General features: G+C 41.5%; 14 protein-coding genes. 6 read left to right on the top strand and 8 right to left on the bottom strand.

Features of this window, described 5'->3' with window-relative positions; genetic code table 11:
• Positions 1–36: 36 nt before the first annotated feature.
• From EAG18_RS11670 to EAG18_RS11650, 5 genes are all read right to left on the bottom strand, one after another.
• Positions 37–1,245, bottom strand: coding sequence for an FtsX-like permease family protein (locus EAG18_RS11670; RefSeq protein ID WP_125252562.1), 1,209 nt, complete (start codon positions 1,243–1,245; stop codon positions 37–39).
• A 10-nt stretch (positions 1,246–1,255) separates the two neighbouring features.
• Positions 1,256–2,587, bottom strand: coding sequence for an ABC transporter permease (locus EAG18_RS11665; RefSeq protein WP_125252561.1), 1,332 nt, complete (start codon positions 2,585–2,587; stop codon positions 1,256–1,258).
• Between the two features lie 9 nt (positions 2,588–2,596).
• On the bottom strand, positions 2,597–3,286 hold the full coding sequence (locus EAG18_RS11660; protein WP_125252560.1) for an ABC transporter ATP-binding protein: 690 nt from the start codon (positions 3,284–3,286) through the stop codon (positions 2,597–2,599).
• 12 nt (positions 3,287–3,298) lie between these two features.
• Positions 3,299–4,570 carry an efflux RND transporter periplasmic adaptor subunit gene (locus tag EAG18_RS11655; RefSeq protein WP_125252559.1) on the bottom strand — a complete coding sequence of 424 codons (1,272 nt, stop codon included), beginning with the start codon at positions 4,568–4,570 and terminating at the stop codon, positions 3,299–3,301.
• 222 nt (positions 4,571–4,792) lie between these two features.
• The gene (locus EAG18_RS11650; protein ID WP_125252558.1) at positions 4,793–5,599 is read right to left on the bottom strand and encodes a chromosome partitioning protein ParA; all 807 of its coding nucleotides are present in this window, start codon (positions 5,597–5,599) and stop codon (positions 4,793–4,795) included.
• A gap of 92 nt (positions 5,600–5,691) precedes the next feature.
• Here EAG18_RS11650 and EAG18_RS11645 point away from each other — a divergent pair, with 92 nt between their 5' ends.
• A complete protein-coding gene (locus EAG18_RS11645; RefSeq protein ID WP_125252557.1) occupies positions 5,692–6,591 on the top strand; it encodes a response regulator in 900 nt (299 codons plus the stop codon).
• Here the strand turns inward: EAG18_RS11645 and EAG18_RS11640 are convergent.
• Together EAG18_RS11640 and EAG18_RS11635 are read right to left on the bottom strand one after the other, a co-directional pair.
• Complete coding sequence (locus tag EAG18_RS11640) at positions 6,583–7,026, bottom strand: hypothetical protein (protein ID WP_125252556.1); 444 nt, start codon at positions 7,024–7,026, stop codon at positions 6,583–6,585. The genes EAG18_RS11645 and EAG18_RS11640 overlap by 9 nt on opposite strands.
• Before the next feature lie 121 nt (positions 7,027–7,147).
• Positions 7,148–7,447 carry a hypothetical protein gene (locus EAG18_RS11635; RefSeq protein WP_185745592.1) on the bottom strand — a complete coding sequence of 100 codons (300 nt, stop codon included), beginning with the start codon at positions 7,445–7,447 and terminating at the stop codon, positions 7,148–7,150.
• A gap of 147 nt (positions 7,448–7,594) precedes the next feature.
• On the opposite strand from EAG18_RS11635, the gene nhaR reads away from it, so the two are divergent.
• Positions 7,595–8,485 carry a transcriptional activator NhaR gene (gene nhaR, locus EAG18_RS11630; protein WP_125252555.1) on the top strand — a complete coding sequence of 297 codons (891 nt, stop codon included), beginning with the start codon at positions 7,595–7,597 and terminating at the stop codon, positions 8,483–8,485.
• Between the two features lie 12 nt (positions 8,486–8,497).
• On the opposite strand, the gene EAG18_RS11625 is transcribed toward nhaR, so the two are convergent.
• Positions 8,498–9,211, bottom strand: coding sequence for a LytTR family DNA-binding domain-containing protein (locus tag EAG18_RS11625; protein ID WP_125252554.1), 714 nt, complete (start codon positions 9,209–9,211; stop codon positions 8,498–8,500).
• 286 nt (positions 9,212–9,497) lie between these two features.
• Between EAG18_RS11625 and EAG18_RS11620 the strand changes: the two genes are divergently transcribed.
• The 4 genes from EAG18_RS11620 to EAG18_RS11605 all read left to right on the top strand — a co-directional run bounded on the left by EAG18_RS11620 (position 9,498) and on the right by EAG18_RS11605 (position 16,335).
• Positions 9,498–12,341, top strand: a complete 2,844-nt coding sequence (locus EAG18_RS11620; protein WP_125252553.1) for a TonB-dependent receptor — start codon at positions 9,498–9,500, stop codon at positions 12,339–12,341.
• A 351-nt stretch (positions 12,342–12,692) separates the two neighbouring features.
• Positions 12,693–14,492, top strand: coding sequence for a tetratricopeptide repeat protein (locus tag EAG18_RS11615; protein WP_125252552.1), 1,800 nt, complete (start codon positions 12,693–12,695; stop codon positions 14,490–14,492).
• Between the two features lie 18 nt (positions 14,493–14,510).
• The gene (locus EAG18_RS11610; RefSeq protein ID WP_125252551.1) at positions 14,511–15,671 is read left to right on the top strand and encodes an aspartyl/asparaginyl beta-hydroxylase domain-containing protein; all 1,161 of its coding nucleotides are present in this window, start codon (positions 14,511–14,513) and stop codon (positions 15,669–15,671) included.
• A 385-nt stretch (positions 15,672–16,056) separates the two neighbouring features.
• Positions 16,057–16,335 carry a SelT/SelW/SelH family protein gene (locus EAG18_RS11605; RefSeq protein ID WP_125252550.1) on the top strand — a complete coding sequence of 93 codons (279 nt, stop codon included), beginning with the start codon at positions 16,057–16,059 and terminating at the stop codon, positions 16,333–16,335.
• Positions 16,336–16,799: the final 464 nt, after the last annotated feature.

Below are 16,799 nucleotides of genomic sequence, written 5' to 3'. Positions count from 1 at the left end.
ATATAGCTCGTCACTTTATACCTATCTAGCCAACAATCAAGCAGCTCGAGTTGCTATTGCCGGTGGTACTTTAGAAGCTGTCGTTGCTGGGTAGTAGACAGCTAGTTGGCCTGCAATAACCATGACAATGGCACCGCTAATCAAGTACTCACCTGGCACACTCGTTAGCCCAAAATAATTGACCAAATAGATGTTTGCAATAATAGCAACAATTGTACCGAGCAATACGCCAAGTAATGATACAACTGCGTTTTCAATCATAAAATAACGCAGAATATCACCTTGTGTCGCACCTAGCGCTCTACGCGTACCTATTTGCTTTTTGCGCTTTAATACTGTGTATCGTGCTTGGCCAAAAATGCCCAAAATAGTCACGCATGCTAGTGCCGCTATCACCACTTTTAGGGTTTGGGATACCGCATAGTCAGCTTGCAAATTCTCGGCTTTTATCTGCTCGAATGACTTAAAGTTATCCACTTGCCTTGCTGGCTTTTTGAATAAAAGCTGATGTACTTCGCTCATCGCTTGCTCTCTTTGGCCCTCCACGGCTCTGACTACAATAATACTTTGCTCATAATGCTCTTTTACTGAACTGATCACAGCCATATCATACGCATACCAGAACCGCCATGGAGATTTCATAGTCTCGACGATACCAACGACTTTTTGGGGTACAGATTGCACGTATATGGTTTCGCCAACCACACTTCTCCAATCATTAGGGCGAATTTTATAAGCAAGGTCTTGCGAGATCAGCACGCTAGCTGATGCTGTATGACCATCAAAATATTTGTGCACCACATCGTTATGCTGAAAGCTTCTTCCTGCAACAACCCTAAGCCCGAGCGTATCAACCACCGTTTCATCCGACCCATAATACCCTGCATGCGTGACTCTATCTTCATCCTCTGGAGTTAAGCCAACCGCAAGCGAGCGACCCCAATTGGTCAGTGGTAAACTGGTTATGGTACTTGCGCTCTCAACACTGGCAAGCGCTTGAATATCAGCTAAATCGGTATCTAATGCTGCGTGCTTTTCTTCGTCACTTCCCTCAAGATTTGTGCTGAAACTAAATAGCTGACTCTCACTTAATCCTGTTGGCTGAATTAGCTCATTTTCTTTTGTTACCATCATAAAAATGGCATTCACTAGAATGGTAAAAGTTAAGGCTATCTGAAGTATCAGCAGCAAAGGAGAGACTTTATTTTTTCTAAAGGTTTTTAAAATTGGTAGTAAGTCTTTCATATATAGGCTCCTATAGGCTTTTCAGCTGACTAGATGGTTGCACCTTTGCTGCATGCAAAATAGGTAACAAGCCAAAAGCCATCGCGCTAGTAATAGCCAATACAATAGTCATCACTACAATGCCAAATGTCATTTCTAACATTTCGGCATATAGATGACTATAGAGCTGAGCCGTTACCACCAAACCAAATTGTGCTAGCAACAACCCTAAACCACCGCCAAGCAGTCCCACAATGCAAGTCTCGATGGAAAATTGCGCGACAATATCTTGTTTAGATGCACCAACAGCCCTGCGTAAACCAACCTCACCTGTCTTAGTGTGAAATTTTGCTACCATCATCGCCATGCAGTTGAGCAAACATACACCAAGAAACGCAAACGCAAGCCACAGTGCTATATTGCCGTCCTCTTTCTGTACTTTTCTATCAACTAGATCTTCTTTGACGTTGAACAACTGATGTAGTGGCTCGCGAAGAAAACGTCCGTACTCTCGCTGCTCCATCGAGTAGCGGTGCAAAAAATCAAGGTAGCGACTTCGATCCGCCTCAGACGCTAGCTCCACCCAATATGAAACCCACACACATTCTGATGCTAATATTGCTGAAAAAGAATCGTCAGATGGTTCTTTCCAGCATAAGAATGAGACGTCTGAACTTGTCCACAACTCATTATTAATTTGAGTATTAAATGGAATAATAATATCTCTTGGTTTGTTATATGCTCTCACTCGATAGTCAAAAAACTTTGGAATAGGATACCAATCTTCAGTCACACCAACTATTTGATAAGAGGACTCACCAATAAGTAAAGACTTACCAACTGAGTTTTCTCCAAGGAACAGCTTGTCATTCAACTCTTGGCTAATCACTGCAACTTGTAATCCTTCTTTATCAGCAACTTCATCCCATGCCCCGCCAAATTTAAACGGTACATCAAACATGCTGAACATATCGCGATATGCACTTCTGATGGCAGTCATTTTTGCTTCAGTGACAGGTTGCGTAATGCCGCGAGTCATCATCTTAAAACTACCAAGTGGGGTCTGTCGCACACCTTGCTGAGCATTTTGCAAATTCATTGCATCTTGGTAAGTAAGAATCGTTGGAGGGACTTCCTTACCTTTGGCAATATTAAATGGCTTATCTGGTCCAAAACTATTCAGACGAACATTAAATAATTTTTCACTCTTGGAAGGGATCGGGTCTTTCGCCAGCAAATAGCTTACCGTATACGTCGTCATTGCAGCGCCAATGCCAATAGCAATAGTGATAATCATTAAGAAGGACAAAAACGGCGTCTTTTTTAAAGAGATAAGCGCTAATTTAAGATAATATCCAAGCATAATTATTCCTTACGCTATCGCTTTTTCAATTCTCTTACCTTCGCTCAATATACCATCGCGGATCTCAATAACCCGCTGTGCCCTGGCTGCTTGATTAGGGTCATGGGTAACCATCACAATACTGGTGCCTTGGGCATTAATATCTTCAAGCAATGCCATGATCCCTTCTGCCATTTTGCTATCTAAGTTACCCGTTGGTTCATCTGCTAACAAAAATGATGGTTTACCAGCAATTGCCCGTGCTATCGCAACCCGCTGCTGTTGCCCACCAGATAACTGTGCGGGGTAGTGATCCCTGCGCGATGCCAGCCCCACTTTCCCAAGCGCATCCATAATACGTTCATGGCGCTCTTTTGAAGATAATTTACGATAACGTAGCGGCATATCTACATTGTCATAGAGAGTTAGCTCTGGAATTAAGTTAAAGCTCTGAAATATAAATCCTACTTTTTCATTTCTCAGCTTTGATTTTGCTTTATCACTTAAGTGTTCAACATTAACGCCATCGAGCTCATAACTTCCCTCACAAAAATCTTCCAACAGCCCTGTAATATTCAAGAAGGTGGTTTTACCTGAACCAGAAGGGCCTATTATTGCCACAAACTCGCCCTGCTCAATTGTAAGGTCAAATGGCTGTAAAGCTTGAGTTTTTATGGTGTCAGTATGATAAGCTTTTGAGAGATGACGCATCGACAGCATAGTGCTAATCCTTTATTGAATAATTTTCACACTAGGGGCATCTTTAAAAATCCGAGCATCTGACGTAATGACCTGATCTCCGACATTCAACCCCGAGAGCACTTCAACCTGACCAATACTTCTCAATCCTATCCGTATTGGTGTTTTAATCGCCGTGTTTTCCTTTACCACATATGCAAACTGGCCATTATATGCTTCTAAATACTGCCCATGCGGCAGATAAGCAATATTCTGTTTTTGTTCTATTATGATGCGGCTGGTTAATCTTTGATTTTGCCGAAGCCCTTGAATAGCACCTTCTTTGAATCTGATTTTCCCAGCTACGCGGCCGTTTTCTATTTCCGGGGAGATGGCAACAATTTCTCCCTCGTATAACTGACCGCTTAAGTTGATTTCAGCGAGCATCCCAAGCGCTAAATCGTCAGAGTAGCTCTCTGGTATTTGCACTTCGATTTCATATTTTGAAAGGTCTACTACACTTAGCAAAGGTTGATTTTTCGCGACAGAGTTCTTCTGCTCTACCGCTAAGTTGCCTATCAAGCCACTGACGGGTGACACTATCTTTAAAGCGTCAACTTGACGCTCCAACTCTGCCACTTTTACTTTTTGTGCTTCAAGCTCAAGTTCCTTAGTTCGGATCTCAAACTTTTGACTTTCTTTTTGTAAATCAACTTCTTTTAAAGCCAGAAGATACTCACGTTTAGCATTTTCCAGATCATCTTTCGCTTTTTGATAGTCAATATCACTTACAACTTGTGTTTTCAGACCGTCTTCTGAACGACGCATCTCTCGTTTTGCAGCATTGAGCACAACGGTTGCTTTGCCCAAATAATTCTCCTGCGCCAGCTCTTGCTTTTTAGCTTGAATGATCTGTCGCTGCAACTCGGTATCAAGCCGATTTAACTCAGCTTGATGCTGAGCAAACTCACTTTTTAGCTCTGGGCTATCAATCACAGCTAAAGTTTGTCCTTCAATCACACTATCGCCTGACTCAACCAAATAAGTCACCGTCCCCTCAGCAGGGCTATAGATAGTTGGACGCCTTGCGGCAACGACCTTACCCTGAACAGAAATATCGCGAACAAAGTCACCTTGCTTAACTGCTGAAATATGTATTTTGTCACTGGAAATTGCACTCTGACCACTAAGCCACTGACCAACTATCGGCTCCAGCAAGAAAAGAAGCGCTACGATAAAAGCGCAGACTATACCGATAACTATTTTATTTTTTTTAGGTTTTTCAACTACCGAGTCTTGTGCACTCGTATCGGGAATATAAGCCATGTATTAATCCTTTTACCAACACCTACGTACTCACAACACACACGATCGCAAAGTTGCCATATAGCCCGCTTACAGCTTTGATATCGGCTCTATAACATGTTTATTTTTAAGACCTTTTTTAATGATAATGTGTTATGTACCGACGGTAATTCAGGTAATCTAATTTAGTAAACCTTACATAAACCCGAAGCAAAAGTCACGCACAATAAAACATTTTGTTAACTATTTAGTTTGATTTTTGACAACTTCTAAATATCTACTTTCTATGAATTTCTTTTCTTTGGATAGGTGCTCTAACGCATCTCTTGTCTGCTCGAGTTCTTTTTGGATAGCTTGAAGTTTTGGACCGTCTTCAACTTCCTGCTCTTGAACCATCAATTGTTGGAGAGCTTGGCTTTGCTCTGCAATTTGCCTTTTATATTCATTAATAGTTTGAGCCATATCTTGGCGCTCTTTTTCAAAAGTAGCTACAAGCTGCTCTAGCTCCTGCTCAGATCCCCCACCTGACGTTTTAGACGCTTCTAACTGCTGCTTAAGGGACTCATTTTCTTTTTGCAGTTCATCAGTCGACCTATAATGATCGTAAAGTTTTTGCCGAGTTTCTTTTAGTCTATCTAGGCTCTTGGCAAGGTCTCCTCTTAATTTTTTAATTAACCGATGGGATTTCACTAATTTGCTGTTGAGGTCGTCTATTTTAATTTGCTCTTCAGCTGTGATCTGTCCTTGTGTTGATAGGCGAAGTTCCGCAAGTTGCTGCTCCAGATTTACTTGCAAACTAGCAAGCTCATGAATCGTCTGCTGATTATCTTCCACAAACCTCATTGATTTATTAATTGCTTCTCTACAGTGCTGCAATAGATATTGTTGCTCCGCATTGGTACTACCATTAGCACCACTTGTCTTGGTAGCAAATAACCTAAACTCTCTTAGAATAAGTAATAGAATATAAAACCAAAAAGCTAATATTAGTAATCCAAAGTTTACCGCCATGTATACAAGTACATCGGTAGGTAGTTTGTCAAATAGCATATCGGACACCTATTTATTTCTCTTATTCATTTTAGTATTGGTTAAAAATCGTGCCTATAATAAATCTATATTTTTCAATAAAGTGGTTTTTTGTGAAGATATTGCTCGTAGACGATAGTGCTGCAACGCTGGAAATTATAAGTCGCGGCTTGGCGCGCTTTAGATATCGTAAACTGTTGATTAAAAAGGCTCAGAGTGCAAAAGAAGCATTAAAAATTATAGGTGCTTGGCAACCTGACATTGTACTTACCGACTGGCACATGCCAGATATTTCTGGGTTGGCATTAGTTAAAGCGATAAAACAAAAGAGACTCGATATAACCATGGCGATGGTAACCACCGTAGACGACCAAGCGCAAATTAAGCTCGCTTTAGACTATGGCGCTGAATTTGTGTTATCCAAACCTTTTGCAGATGACGATCTGCACAACAAAATAATGCCACTGGTTATCGCCGCGGAAGAAAACAACAAAACAAGACAGATCCATACACTGCACAAAGGAATCCCACTTCCACAAGTCGGTCAATTAGAAAAGCTAATGAATAAGCATATTGACTCTGAGTTAAGACTCTATCAAATTATGAAAATGGAATATGATGCTGACAACTTACCTTGCATGATGGTGGCATACGAAGATCCCAGCAGCCAAAAAGTACGCGCTATCGGTGTGTTTGATGTTTATGCTATCTGTGTATTAGCAGCCTCAGCAGGGCAATTATCGGATCAAGCGGGTTACCAAGCAATCCATCAGCAACAAATTACCGATGATATGCTTAGCGCTTGTCATTCTGCCTTAAACTCAACGTCATACGCTTTTTTAGATAGCATTACCAGAAGAAGCTTAAGGGTAAAAACCTTACAACTGGTTTCTAAACCATTTCCCAAACTTAAACGCTTATACAAAACAGCTGACAATATGAGAATAGACTTATGTTGTCAGCGCCCCAACATGGCTCAAGGTAAAATATTATTGGTAGGGCTACTAGGCTAGCGCTTTTAGCAAAATGCCAGGATCAGTGATCCCCGCTTCTTTGAGTGCATCTTGGATGTTTTTCGTCAGTTCAATCACCTGATTCTGCATCGCCATGATATATTCAAGCTTTTGTACCACTAATTCAGCTTTCATTTCTTCGGGATATGAATCGCTCGCTTTGAGTTTATCTAGCAATTCTTGTTCTTCTTTTATTTTCTCTCTCAGCTCTTCAAGCTTTTCAACCATTTTTTGAATATGTTCAGGTAAGGCAGCTTCATCTTGCTCCTTTTTCGCTTCTTCTCCAGATAATTTAGCCATTTCTTCTTCTGATAACCGAACGGGCTGGGCTTGACTGGATTGTTCTGCTTGAGATGACTTTTCAGTGTCTGGATCAAGTACCTTTTCAGGTATTGCAGAGCGCGCGGGACTGTGAATTAAAAAATTAACACTCATTGTTACTGACCGATATGATTTCCTTGAGCCTTGTTATCGGTGGATTTTCTATTAACTTTAGAAAATTGCGTGGCATCCTTGCCACTGCAAGTGCTTGGGAACGGAATAACTTAGCCTTGGGCTAGCGACTAAGTTTAAAATAATTCTCTTTCAGTATTTTTTTACTATTCTGGAGTGCGCGAGTGAGCGCTTGTAGCAAGGTTTTTCCCTTCGCTTTTACCTTTAACGTCGGTAGTCCCGGCAGCAACAGTTCTACGTGACACAGCGTAAAGTTATCTCTATGACCTTGCTTTTCGACTTTTACATTCACCTTGCGTATATTCTTTGTATAGCTGTGTAGCGCACTATTTATGACTTTCATAAATGCTACTTTGTTTGATGCCGCTATTGGTTCATTGACACCTATCAGGTTTAATTTCATTGTTACCTCAGTCCACCAAATCAACTATTCATCACAAAACGTCAAGTTCAATAACGAGTACTTGCGCTGTATGACTAAATCTACTAATGTTCAAAAAAAGATAAAAGCTGATTATATCTAACTAAGCATAAGGTTTTTACGAACAGTATGAATATTAATTTCAACCATCTTTATTATTTTTGGCAGGTCAGTAACGAAGGTAGTATCGCGGGTGCAAGTAAAGTGCTACACCTCACACCGCAAACGATTAGTGCCCAACTATCAAGCTTAGAAGAAAGATTAGGAAAACCCTTGTTTATCAGAGAAGGGAGAGGGCTCAGATTGACGGATTTTGGTATTTTAACCAAACAATACACAGATGACATGTTTTCAATAGCAAAAGAATGGCTAGAAACGACCCAAGATGGTGCAGCGGCTATGCACAGAACGTTGAAAGTAGGTATCTCAGATGCAATTCCAAAATCGCTTGTGTCAAAATGGCTCGCACCATTAATTGAAAATGAACAAGTTGCCAACCTCCACTGTATTGATGGTCAACAGTCAGAGCTATTAGCGCAAATGGCTACACATAAGCTTGATATTGTACTTGCTGACAAACCACTAGACAGTCACTTACCGTTTAAAGTTTTCTGTCATGAGATTGGCAAGAGTCAAATCGGCCTTTATGGCTCTGCTGCAATTTGCGAGCGGCTCCGTGAAAATTACCCTTTTTCTTTACAAGCACAGTCTATAATACTACCCGCGAAAAACAGCCCTGTGACCAACTCTATTCAATACTGGTTGCAAGACCAGAATATCGAAGTCAAAGTATCAGGTCATGTTGACGATAGTGCGCTAATGAAGGCTCTAGGTCAGCAAGGTTTTGGCATTTTTCCAGCGCCGCTTTCTATCAAGGCAGAATTGCAACGTCACTATGGCGTAACACTGCTAGGTACGATAGAAAACACCTTTCAAAACTATTACGCGTTTACCCCTGATAGACTGATAAAAGACTCAATATTTAGCGAATTTGTTCATTTTGCAAAAGGTGTTAGCTAACCGTAATGTCTGCTAACTATTTACCTGCAGCAATGCCGCTAAGTTTTGCTTATAACGTCTAGATAGATGGAGCAAGTCACCATTTTCTAATATGACATCATAATCACCATTGTCTCGCGTCTTTAGCTCTGTAATGGCATTTAAATTGACTAAAGACGACTTATGGATCCTTGAAAAGCCGTAGGTTTTTAAGTTTTTTTCCATCGCAGACATGGTATCACGGTGTAAAATGGAGCGCTGCCGATTGAGCATATGCAATTCAACATAATTCCCAGCCCCACCAACCCAGGCTAACTCCTCTACCTTGATAACGTGGATATGACCTGAATCTTTTACTATCAATCGCTTGGCTGGTAGGTAGTGATTTTCTGACTCGCTTGATACTTGCGCTAATGCAGCATAGGTAAGGTTAGCTATCAAGGTGTCCTGTCTAGTCTGGCCTTTAAATGTCAATTCAGCCTGGCTTTTTAAGCTGATATTTACACCAAGTTTAATCGTGGGTATTTCAACTCCCTGCTCAGCCAAAACCAACGACATGTCTGACGCTTCTATTTCAGAGTCAAACAGAAAGCAGCTTATTTCGCCCACTTTTATTATTTCGATAATATCAACAATATCATTATAATATACAAATCGAGAACTAATATCGGAACTCTTTAATCTTGTACTCATTTCAGCCCCAAGCTCAGATATACTGGAGGGCATCAAAATTGTCATACTTTTCATCTGGCACCTTACATACGCAGAACCGAGTAAAATAAGATACGTTTCCTTATATCTCACGTCACAACCATTAACATATTATTGTTATAAATTGTCATAATGTAATATGCAAATAAATTTTGATCTTTTTTTTCTCGCCTGTTGTCACTACTTTCCTTCATCTTGTGGATCTCAGCTAGCATAATCTGAACTTCCATCATAGCCTCGACCTGATACTAATAAGCCTTTGTACTGAGTTTGTAAGCTCAACAAAGGTATCAAAAACAAAACATACTAATCAGGGGATATCATGAAGCAATTTAAGCGTTCTAAAGTGAGCATGCTTATCACTTCTGCGTGTCTGATAGGCGGGAGCTTAGGCTTGCAAGCATCAGCAGAAGAAGCAAACGACGGTTCAGTAGAAGAAGTAGAAAGAATTTCGATTACGGGTTCTCGTATTCAACGTGTAGCGTTAACGGCTAAGACACCGGTCATCGAATTAGACGGTACTGAGTTTGCTATGTCTGGAAACCTCAACGTCGAGCAAAAGCTTGCTGAGCTGCCACTAACCGTACCTTCTTTCGGCCCAAGCTCTAACAACCCTGGTGATGGTACCGCTCGAGTTGACTTGCGTGGTCTAGAAGATGAGCGTACCTTGGTTTTGGTAAATGGTCGCCGCTGGGTTCCAGCAACACAAACAGGGGTTGTTGACTTAAATACCATTCCTGCTTCTTTGATTGAAGGTGTAGATATTATCACCGGTGGTGCCGGCGCGGTATACGGCTCTGATGCACTTGCAGGTGTTGTAAACTTCCGTTTGAAAGACGATTTTGAAGGTGCTGAAATTTCAGCGCTGTATGACATCACAGAAGAAGGTGATGGTGAAAAATTCAATGCTGACTTAACCATTGGTGGTAATTTTGCTGACGATAAAGGTAACGCGACTGTCTATATCGGTTACGCCAAGCGCGAGCCGATTTTCCAAGGGGATAGAGACTTTACCAGCGTAACGCTAACGGAAGGTGAAAACGGCTTGGTTCCTGGTGGTTCATCAGGTATTCCTGGCACTCGTATATTTGCAGGTCCAACCCTACCAAATGGTGATACATTAGGGCGTTTTGGTCCAAATGGCGAAGGCTTACCTTACACATCAGCAGACGCATTCAACTATGCACCTGACAACTACCTTCAATTGCCTCAAGAGCGTTTAACACTTAACTCCTTTGCACATTATTATGTGAACGACGATACACGCTTATACAGTGAACTGTCCTTCATCCGTAATGAGGTACCTTCGCAACTAGCGCCTACACCAGCTTTTGTAAACAATCTTGTAGTCAACCCTGATAGTCCATTCTTTGGTGCTGATGTACAAGCCGCAATGAAAGCCTTGGTTCCTGAGCTTGATGATGAAGGCGAACCAACAGGCAACATGGTCAGCCAGTTAGATGCGAACGGTAACTTCACTTTTGCAACTATCGGCCGCCGTATGGTTGAAAACGGTCCTAGACAAGTAATTGACACACGTAACGCCATGCGTTTACTAGTTGGTGTTGATGGCTTTATCGGCGATTGGGCATATAACGCTTATTATAGCCGCTCAGAGCTTGACCGCTCGAACCTTTTAAATAATGACGTTTCTGAGTCTCGATTCAGACAAGCAATTTTAGTGACCGACGACGGTACTGCGTGTCAAGACCCGTCTGGTGGCTGTGCGCCAATCAATATTTTTGGTGAAGGTAACATCTCGCAAGCAGCTATTGATTTTGTTAATGTTGGTGCATCTAACGTCACAAATATCAAGCAAGAAATTTTCCACTTTGATATTGCTGGTGAATTGCCATTCACTGTTCCATCTGCGGATATGCCTGTAGGCTTTGTAATTGGTTATGAGAGCCGCTTTGACGACTCTAGCTTCCGTCCAGATGAGTTTTTGGCATCTGGTGATGTACTGGGCTTTAACGCCGGTGAACCAACTGTAGGTAACTACAGTGTTGATGAAATCTTCACAGAAATCGATATTCCTTTGGTGACTGATGCTGCGTTTGCTGATGATATTACACTATGGTTTGCTGGTCGCTTTTCTGATTACTCCAATATCGGTAATGTTTCCTCATTTGCGACAACCATTAACTGGACAGTAAACGAGTACGTATCATTCCGTGCAGGTTATCAAGAGTCTGTACGTGCACCAAATATTGCAGAGCTATTCCAAGGTGCAGCTAACGGCTTCCCAAGTGCAACAGATCCTTGTAGTGTTGATGGCTTCGTAGAAGGTCAAACAGACAGAGCACTATGTGAAGCGCACGGTGTTGCTGCGTCTCAAGTAGGTGTATTTGAACAAGCAAATGCGCAAATTGAAGGTAGCTTTGGTGGTAACCCAGACCTGAAAGAAGAAACTTCTGAAACGGTTACGCTAGGTCTAGTTATCACGCCAACTGAAAACTTTGACGTAACAATTGACTACTTCGATATCACCATAGATGATGCAATTGATGTGTTAGGTGGTGGTGTTAATAACATCCTAGATGTATGTTACAACCAGCTCAAAGATCCTAACTCTGAATTCTGTAAAGCAATCGTACGTCGTCCTGATGGTAACGTTGACTTAGTAACAGCGCTGAATGCTAACATTGCAGAGTTAGGTACAAAAGGTTATGACATTAACTTTAACTGGACGACTGAGCTTGGTTTTGGCATTGGTGATAATGGTTCAGTACTGAACATTAACTCAAAGAACACAATCCTTGACGAGTACTTTAAGACTGCGAGTGTAGGCTTTACCGATACTGTTTATTGTGAAGGTAAGTTCGGTAACACCTGTCTTGTACCTCGCCCAGAATTCCAGAGTAATAACCGCTTCACGTGGACATCTGGTGATTTAAGCCTGTCGGCGCTAGTTCGCTATATGAGCGAAGTGGATGAAGATACGGGTACAAATACTATAGTACCTGTGTCAAAAGCCGAATGGTATGTCGATCTGAGTGCCAGCTATCACTTCAGCGACAATGTTCAAGCAACATTTGGTATTAAAAACGTGCTAGACACTGAGCCAACCCCACTAGGTGATGCTCAGCAACAAGCGAATACCTTCCCTGAGCTGTATGATGTAATCGGCCCTCGCTACTTCATGAGTGCGGTTTACACATTCTAACCAGAACGTAATGTATTAAAGGGAGCTAAGGCTCCCTTTTTCATTATTTGATTTAAACTTAGGCATATTGACATGAGCCTAACTTTTCTTCACGCTTATTTTTAAAGCTGTTGGTTTATTCCAACTATGCTAACGCTCTAGTCAATACGAAGAAGCAATACTCTTTTAGATTCATTAATTTCTTATTTAGCCTAAGTTCGTGGTAAGAAGTTAGTTAATCAACCTTGAGGTGAGGCTAATTCTAATGTGTAAATTGGCTGAGGTAGTTACAACAGGGAAAGCCGCTATGTTAATGTGTGGCGAATTTACTATTTTGCGTGCCGAAACGACTTTTAAAATAACAACAATACAATGCAAACGAATGAAATGAACACCACGCTGAAAAACGCGCTCAATCACATTCAGGCAAATCAGCCAAGTCAGGCTTTATCTATGCTTGAAAAATTTGCTCATTCCAACCATTCAGACATTCACTACCTTATTGGTATTTGCCATAAAGCTCAAGAAAACTGGCCTCTAGCTATTTCATCTTTAAGTACCGCGTATAAGTTATCCCCTCAAAAATCAGAAATCCTAAACCATATTGCTAAATGCTACTGGTTATCGGCCCAATATACTCAAGCCGAAGCGCATTATTTACAAATAGCGAGCAGTCAGCCCACAAACCAAGAAACAATAAAAAACCTTGCACTACTTTATCTTGAACAAAATAAGTTCTCAGCTGCTACACAATGGGCTGTTAAAGGCCAAGATACCGACCGTAGTGGACAGTTTACAAAAATCCTTGGAGACATATACAAAGCCCAAGATAACCTTAATGAAGCGATAAAGTGCTACTTAGCAGTACCACAAGGTGCACCAGTAGCCTTTCGAGCTATTCATAATCTTGGTTTATGTTACAAGTTACAGGCAAAGTTTGAGTTGGCTATCCAATGCTTCCAATTTGTACACACACAAGCGCCAGAGCAATATGAGCCACTGTATAACCTAGGCGATTGCTATTTTGCCAATGGTCAATTTCAGCTTGCACAACAAGCCTACCAACATGCCTTAAAAGTAACACCGTATAATACGACAGTACACAAAGCACTCAATGAGCTTTATTGGCAAAATGGTCAGCATGAACTATTTGCAATAAGTATAAAGGAAGCGTTGTATACAGCGACAGATAACAAACGTGAACTGACGGAGTGTTTAGCTGAGCTGTATTGGAATACTAACCAATATCAAGCATGTAAAGCTTGTATAACACATTCAGGATTTGCTTCTTCATCATCTCTAATGCAGACACTTCTGGGTCGTTTAGCTGCCAAAGAAGAGCGTTTTGATAATGCTTTTCAACATTTAGATAACGCCAACAAAATAGCACCTGAGCATGACCGATTATGTGAGCAAGCTAAGTTTGCGCTGCAGTTGGGCAATTTTGATGTCGCTAATCAATTACTTTTAAATGTACTCAAACAGCGGCCAGACTCACAACTTGCGCTTGCTTGGCTAAGCGTGCTTTATCGGGCAACGGACGAGCAGAAGCACCAGCATTTATGCGATCCCAGCTTTGTACTTACAACAACCCTGTCAGCGCCAAAGGGTTATGACAGCAGTGAAACCTTCTTACAAGAGCTTGAAGCTTGCCTACTTGCGCTTCATCAGGGAAAGCAAGCTCCCAGTGAGCAGACCTTGGTCAACGGTTCGCAAATATCGGGAGGCCTCCTAAATAGAGACATCGATATTATTGCAAAAACCAAAACGCAATTATTAGCCGATGTCGATAGGTGCCTTAATCAGCTAAGTGCAGAGCAAGATCATCCTTTTCTAGCTCACTTGCATAGTGAGAAAAAAATTACAGGCTCTTGGTCCGTTAAGCTCAGTGAGCAGGGGTTTCATGTTAGCCATATTCACCCTGCTGGTTGGATAAGCGTCGTGCTATACATCAATACACCCGAAGACGATAGTAACAGCGGCCTCATTGAATTTGGCCGCCCACCATTGGCGCCACCATATGATTTTCCACCATTCAAATCGGTCAAACCGAGGCGAGGTCAGATTGTTATTTTCCCTTCTTATTTTTGGCATGGGACGCAGCCTTTCCAAGCAACAGACAGTAGTTATCGCATGACGCTACCTCTTGATATTGGCATTATGAAAAATTAATACAGAGATAATATTTTAATGACAACTAAGCCAGCTCAAACGCTCAACATCGACGCTCTGCTACAGCCGATTTTGAATATTGAACCACAAACTAAGTGGCCAGCACTATTAAGTAGCTTACTATCACAGCATCAAGACAATGCTGAGTTATGCTATCGTGTCGCCGTGATTCTAGAGCAAATCGAGGCTTTCAAAGAAAGTGAAGCTGCCTATTTTCAATGCCTTGAACTCGCACCAAACAATTATTTACTTTACTTATATCTTGGCAATTTACTTGAGCAACGGGGCGAAGAACATACAGCGTTAATTTGTTACGCACTGTGTGAGAGGTTAACTGGCAATTTTAAACAACTACAGCTTCCAAATAATATGGCGCCACAAACGGTAGAGCGCTTTAAAAACGCTTGGCAGTGTATGGAGCGTAACCTCGCTGTCCCCAAAGGCTACAGAGCGGCCAGATGGGTACAATACTCCAGCACTCCCTTTACAACACCTCAAGCACCACATTTGTTCTATGTAACGGATCTCGATGCTCGGCCTATATGGCCTGCTGAAACATTTTCTTGGTATCAGGAGTTTATGGATTGTGTGCCCGACATAATTACTGAGTATAAACATGCAATTCAATCGCTTTCTTCGCATTTAACCCCTTATTTATCCGGCAAAATATATGAGAATGAATTTCCAAAGCTCGCTAATAGCGATAATTGGCAAGCGCTTTCTCTGTTTAAAGATGGCAGCGAAAACCACGCAATCTCTAGTCAGTTTCCAAAGTTAAAGCAAGCACTTGAGAATGTGCCATGCTACGGCCTAACAAATACACCTTATGAAGTATTCTATTCAAAGTTAGCAAAAGGACAGACAATTACACCACACTATGGACTTTCTAATCATAGTTTGACCGTTCACTTGGCAATTGATATACCAGATGCGTGTTACTTAGAAGTCAATGGCGAACGTGTATTATGGCAGGACAGCTCTCTTACGATATTTGACGACTCGTACTTACACATGGCACATAATGGTGGCGACAAAGACCGTATCGTCCTTATTTTTTCAATATGGCATCCGGCGCTTACCTTGGCTCAGCGCTCGGCGATTCAAGGCGAGTTCAGTACTAGGAGCGAATGGAACGCTAACCTAACAAAAAGATTAATTAATTATAAAAATAATCACTAAATTAGCAACATTCGTCACGATTTGACCACAGCTCAACACAAATGGGTTGTTAACATGTAAATTTTCCGTAACTTATAGTTTGACCTTAACATTGAGGTCTCCCTGGATAATTGCGGGGGGAATCCCCCCGTTTTTTTCTCGACGTTATTATTTTCATCTCGTACTTTTTACTTTCCTGCAATCTACTGCATTACATAACTCAAGGTGTGAGTAAGCGTCTAGTCAATTTATATTGATAGAAATTATATTACTGCTCACTTTGCCTCACGTTCACTCTAGTATTGCTTATGACGCTCAGCAGGGAGTCTGATAAACTTACCCAAGCTAGCCTCAATGCAACTCTCAGCACAGGCACATACACAAACAATCAGAAGTAAAGTCAACTATGAATAAACCCACTATCACTATTCACTACTGCGTGCTCTGTCAATGGATGCTCAGAGCCACATGGCTAGCCCAAGAGCTGCTATCAACTTTTTCTGACGACCTTCAGCAAGTAGCCTTGGTTCCTGCGAGTAAAGGCGTATTTGAAATCTATTACGACAATACATTAATTTGGTGCCGTAAAGCTGATGGTGGTTTCCCTGAAGCCAAAATATTAAAACGAAAGGTTCGTGATTTGTTAGACCCTTCACGTGACTTAGGCCATGTCGATAAACACTGAGACACGGCATAAACATTAACGGCTTCACCTAACTGAGGATCTCTAAGTTGGTCTGGTGATCCGTAAAAAATATCAGAACACTCATTGTATTTTATTTAACCTAAGACTGGATGAGGAATGTTTTAGCTTATTGCTTCTACAGCACATCTCATTCTTCTCCTTGTCTAGCCAGAGAATTTAGGGGAAATACCACTTCCACGTCCTCTCTGGCCAAGGTACAAGCAGGCACTGGCTGCTAGAAAAGCATTTAATTATCCGCAGCTCAGGTTACTTAATACCAATTTTCTTAATTAAGTGGTCTATTTTGAGGCGAGAAAATCTTGTCGATAACACCGCTTCCGCGTCCTGCTCACGCCGAGGTACCTACGTCCTGTAGGCAAGGCAAAAATTTTGCTATTTAGTTGTTCTAAATAAGAAATTTTTAACGCGGCTAACGTCAGGTTTACTCCTTAAAATTGAGCAGG

Origin of the sequence: Pseudoalteromonas sp. J010 (assembly GCF_003934235.1) — a bacterium.
GTDB lineage: Bacteria > Pseudomonadota > Gammaproteobacteria > Enterobacterales > Alteromonadaceae > Pseudoalteromonas > Pseudoalteromonas peptidolytica.
The sequence above is the reverse complement of the archived record's forward strand: the minus strand, read 5'-3'. Positions and strand labels throughout refer to the sequence as shown.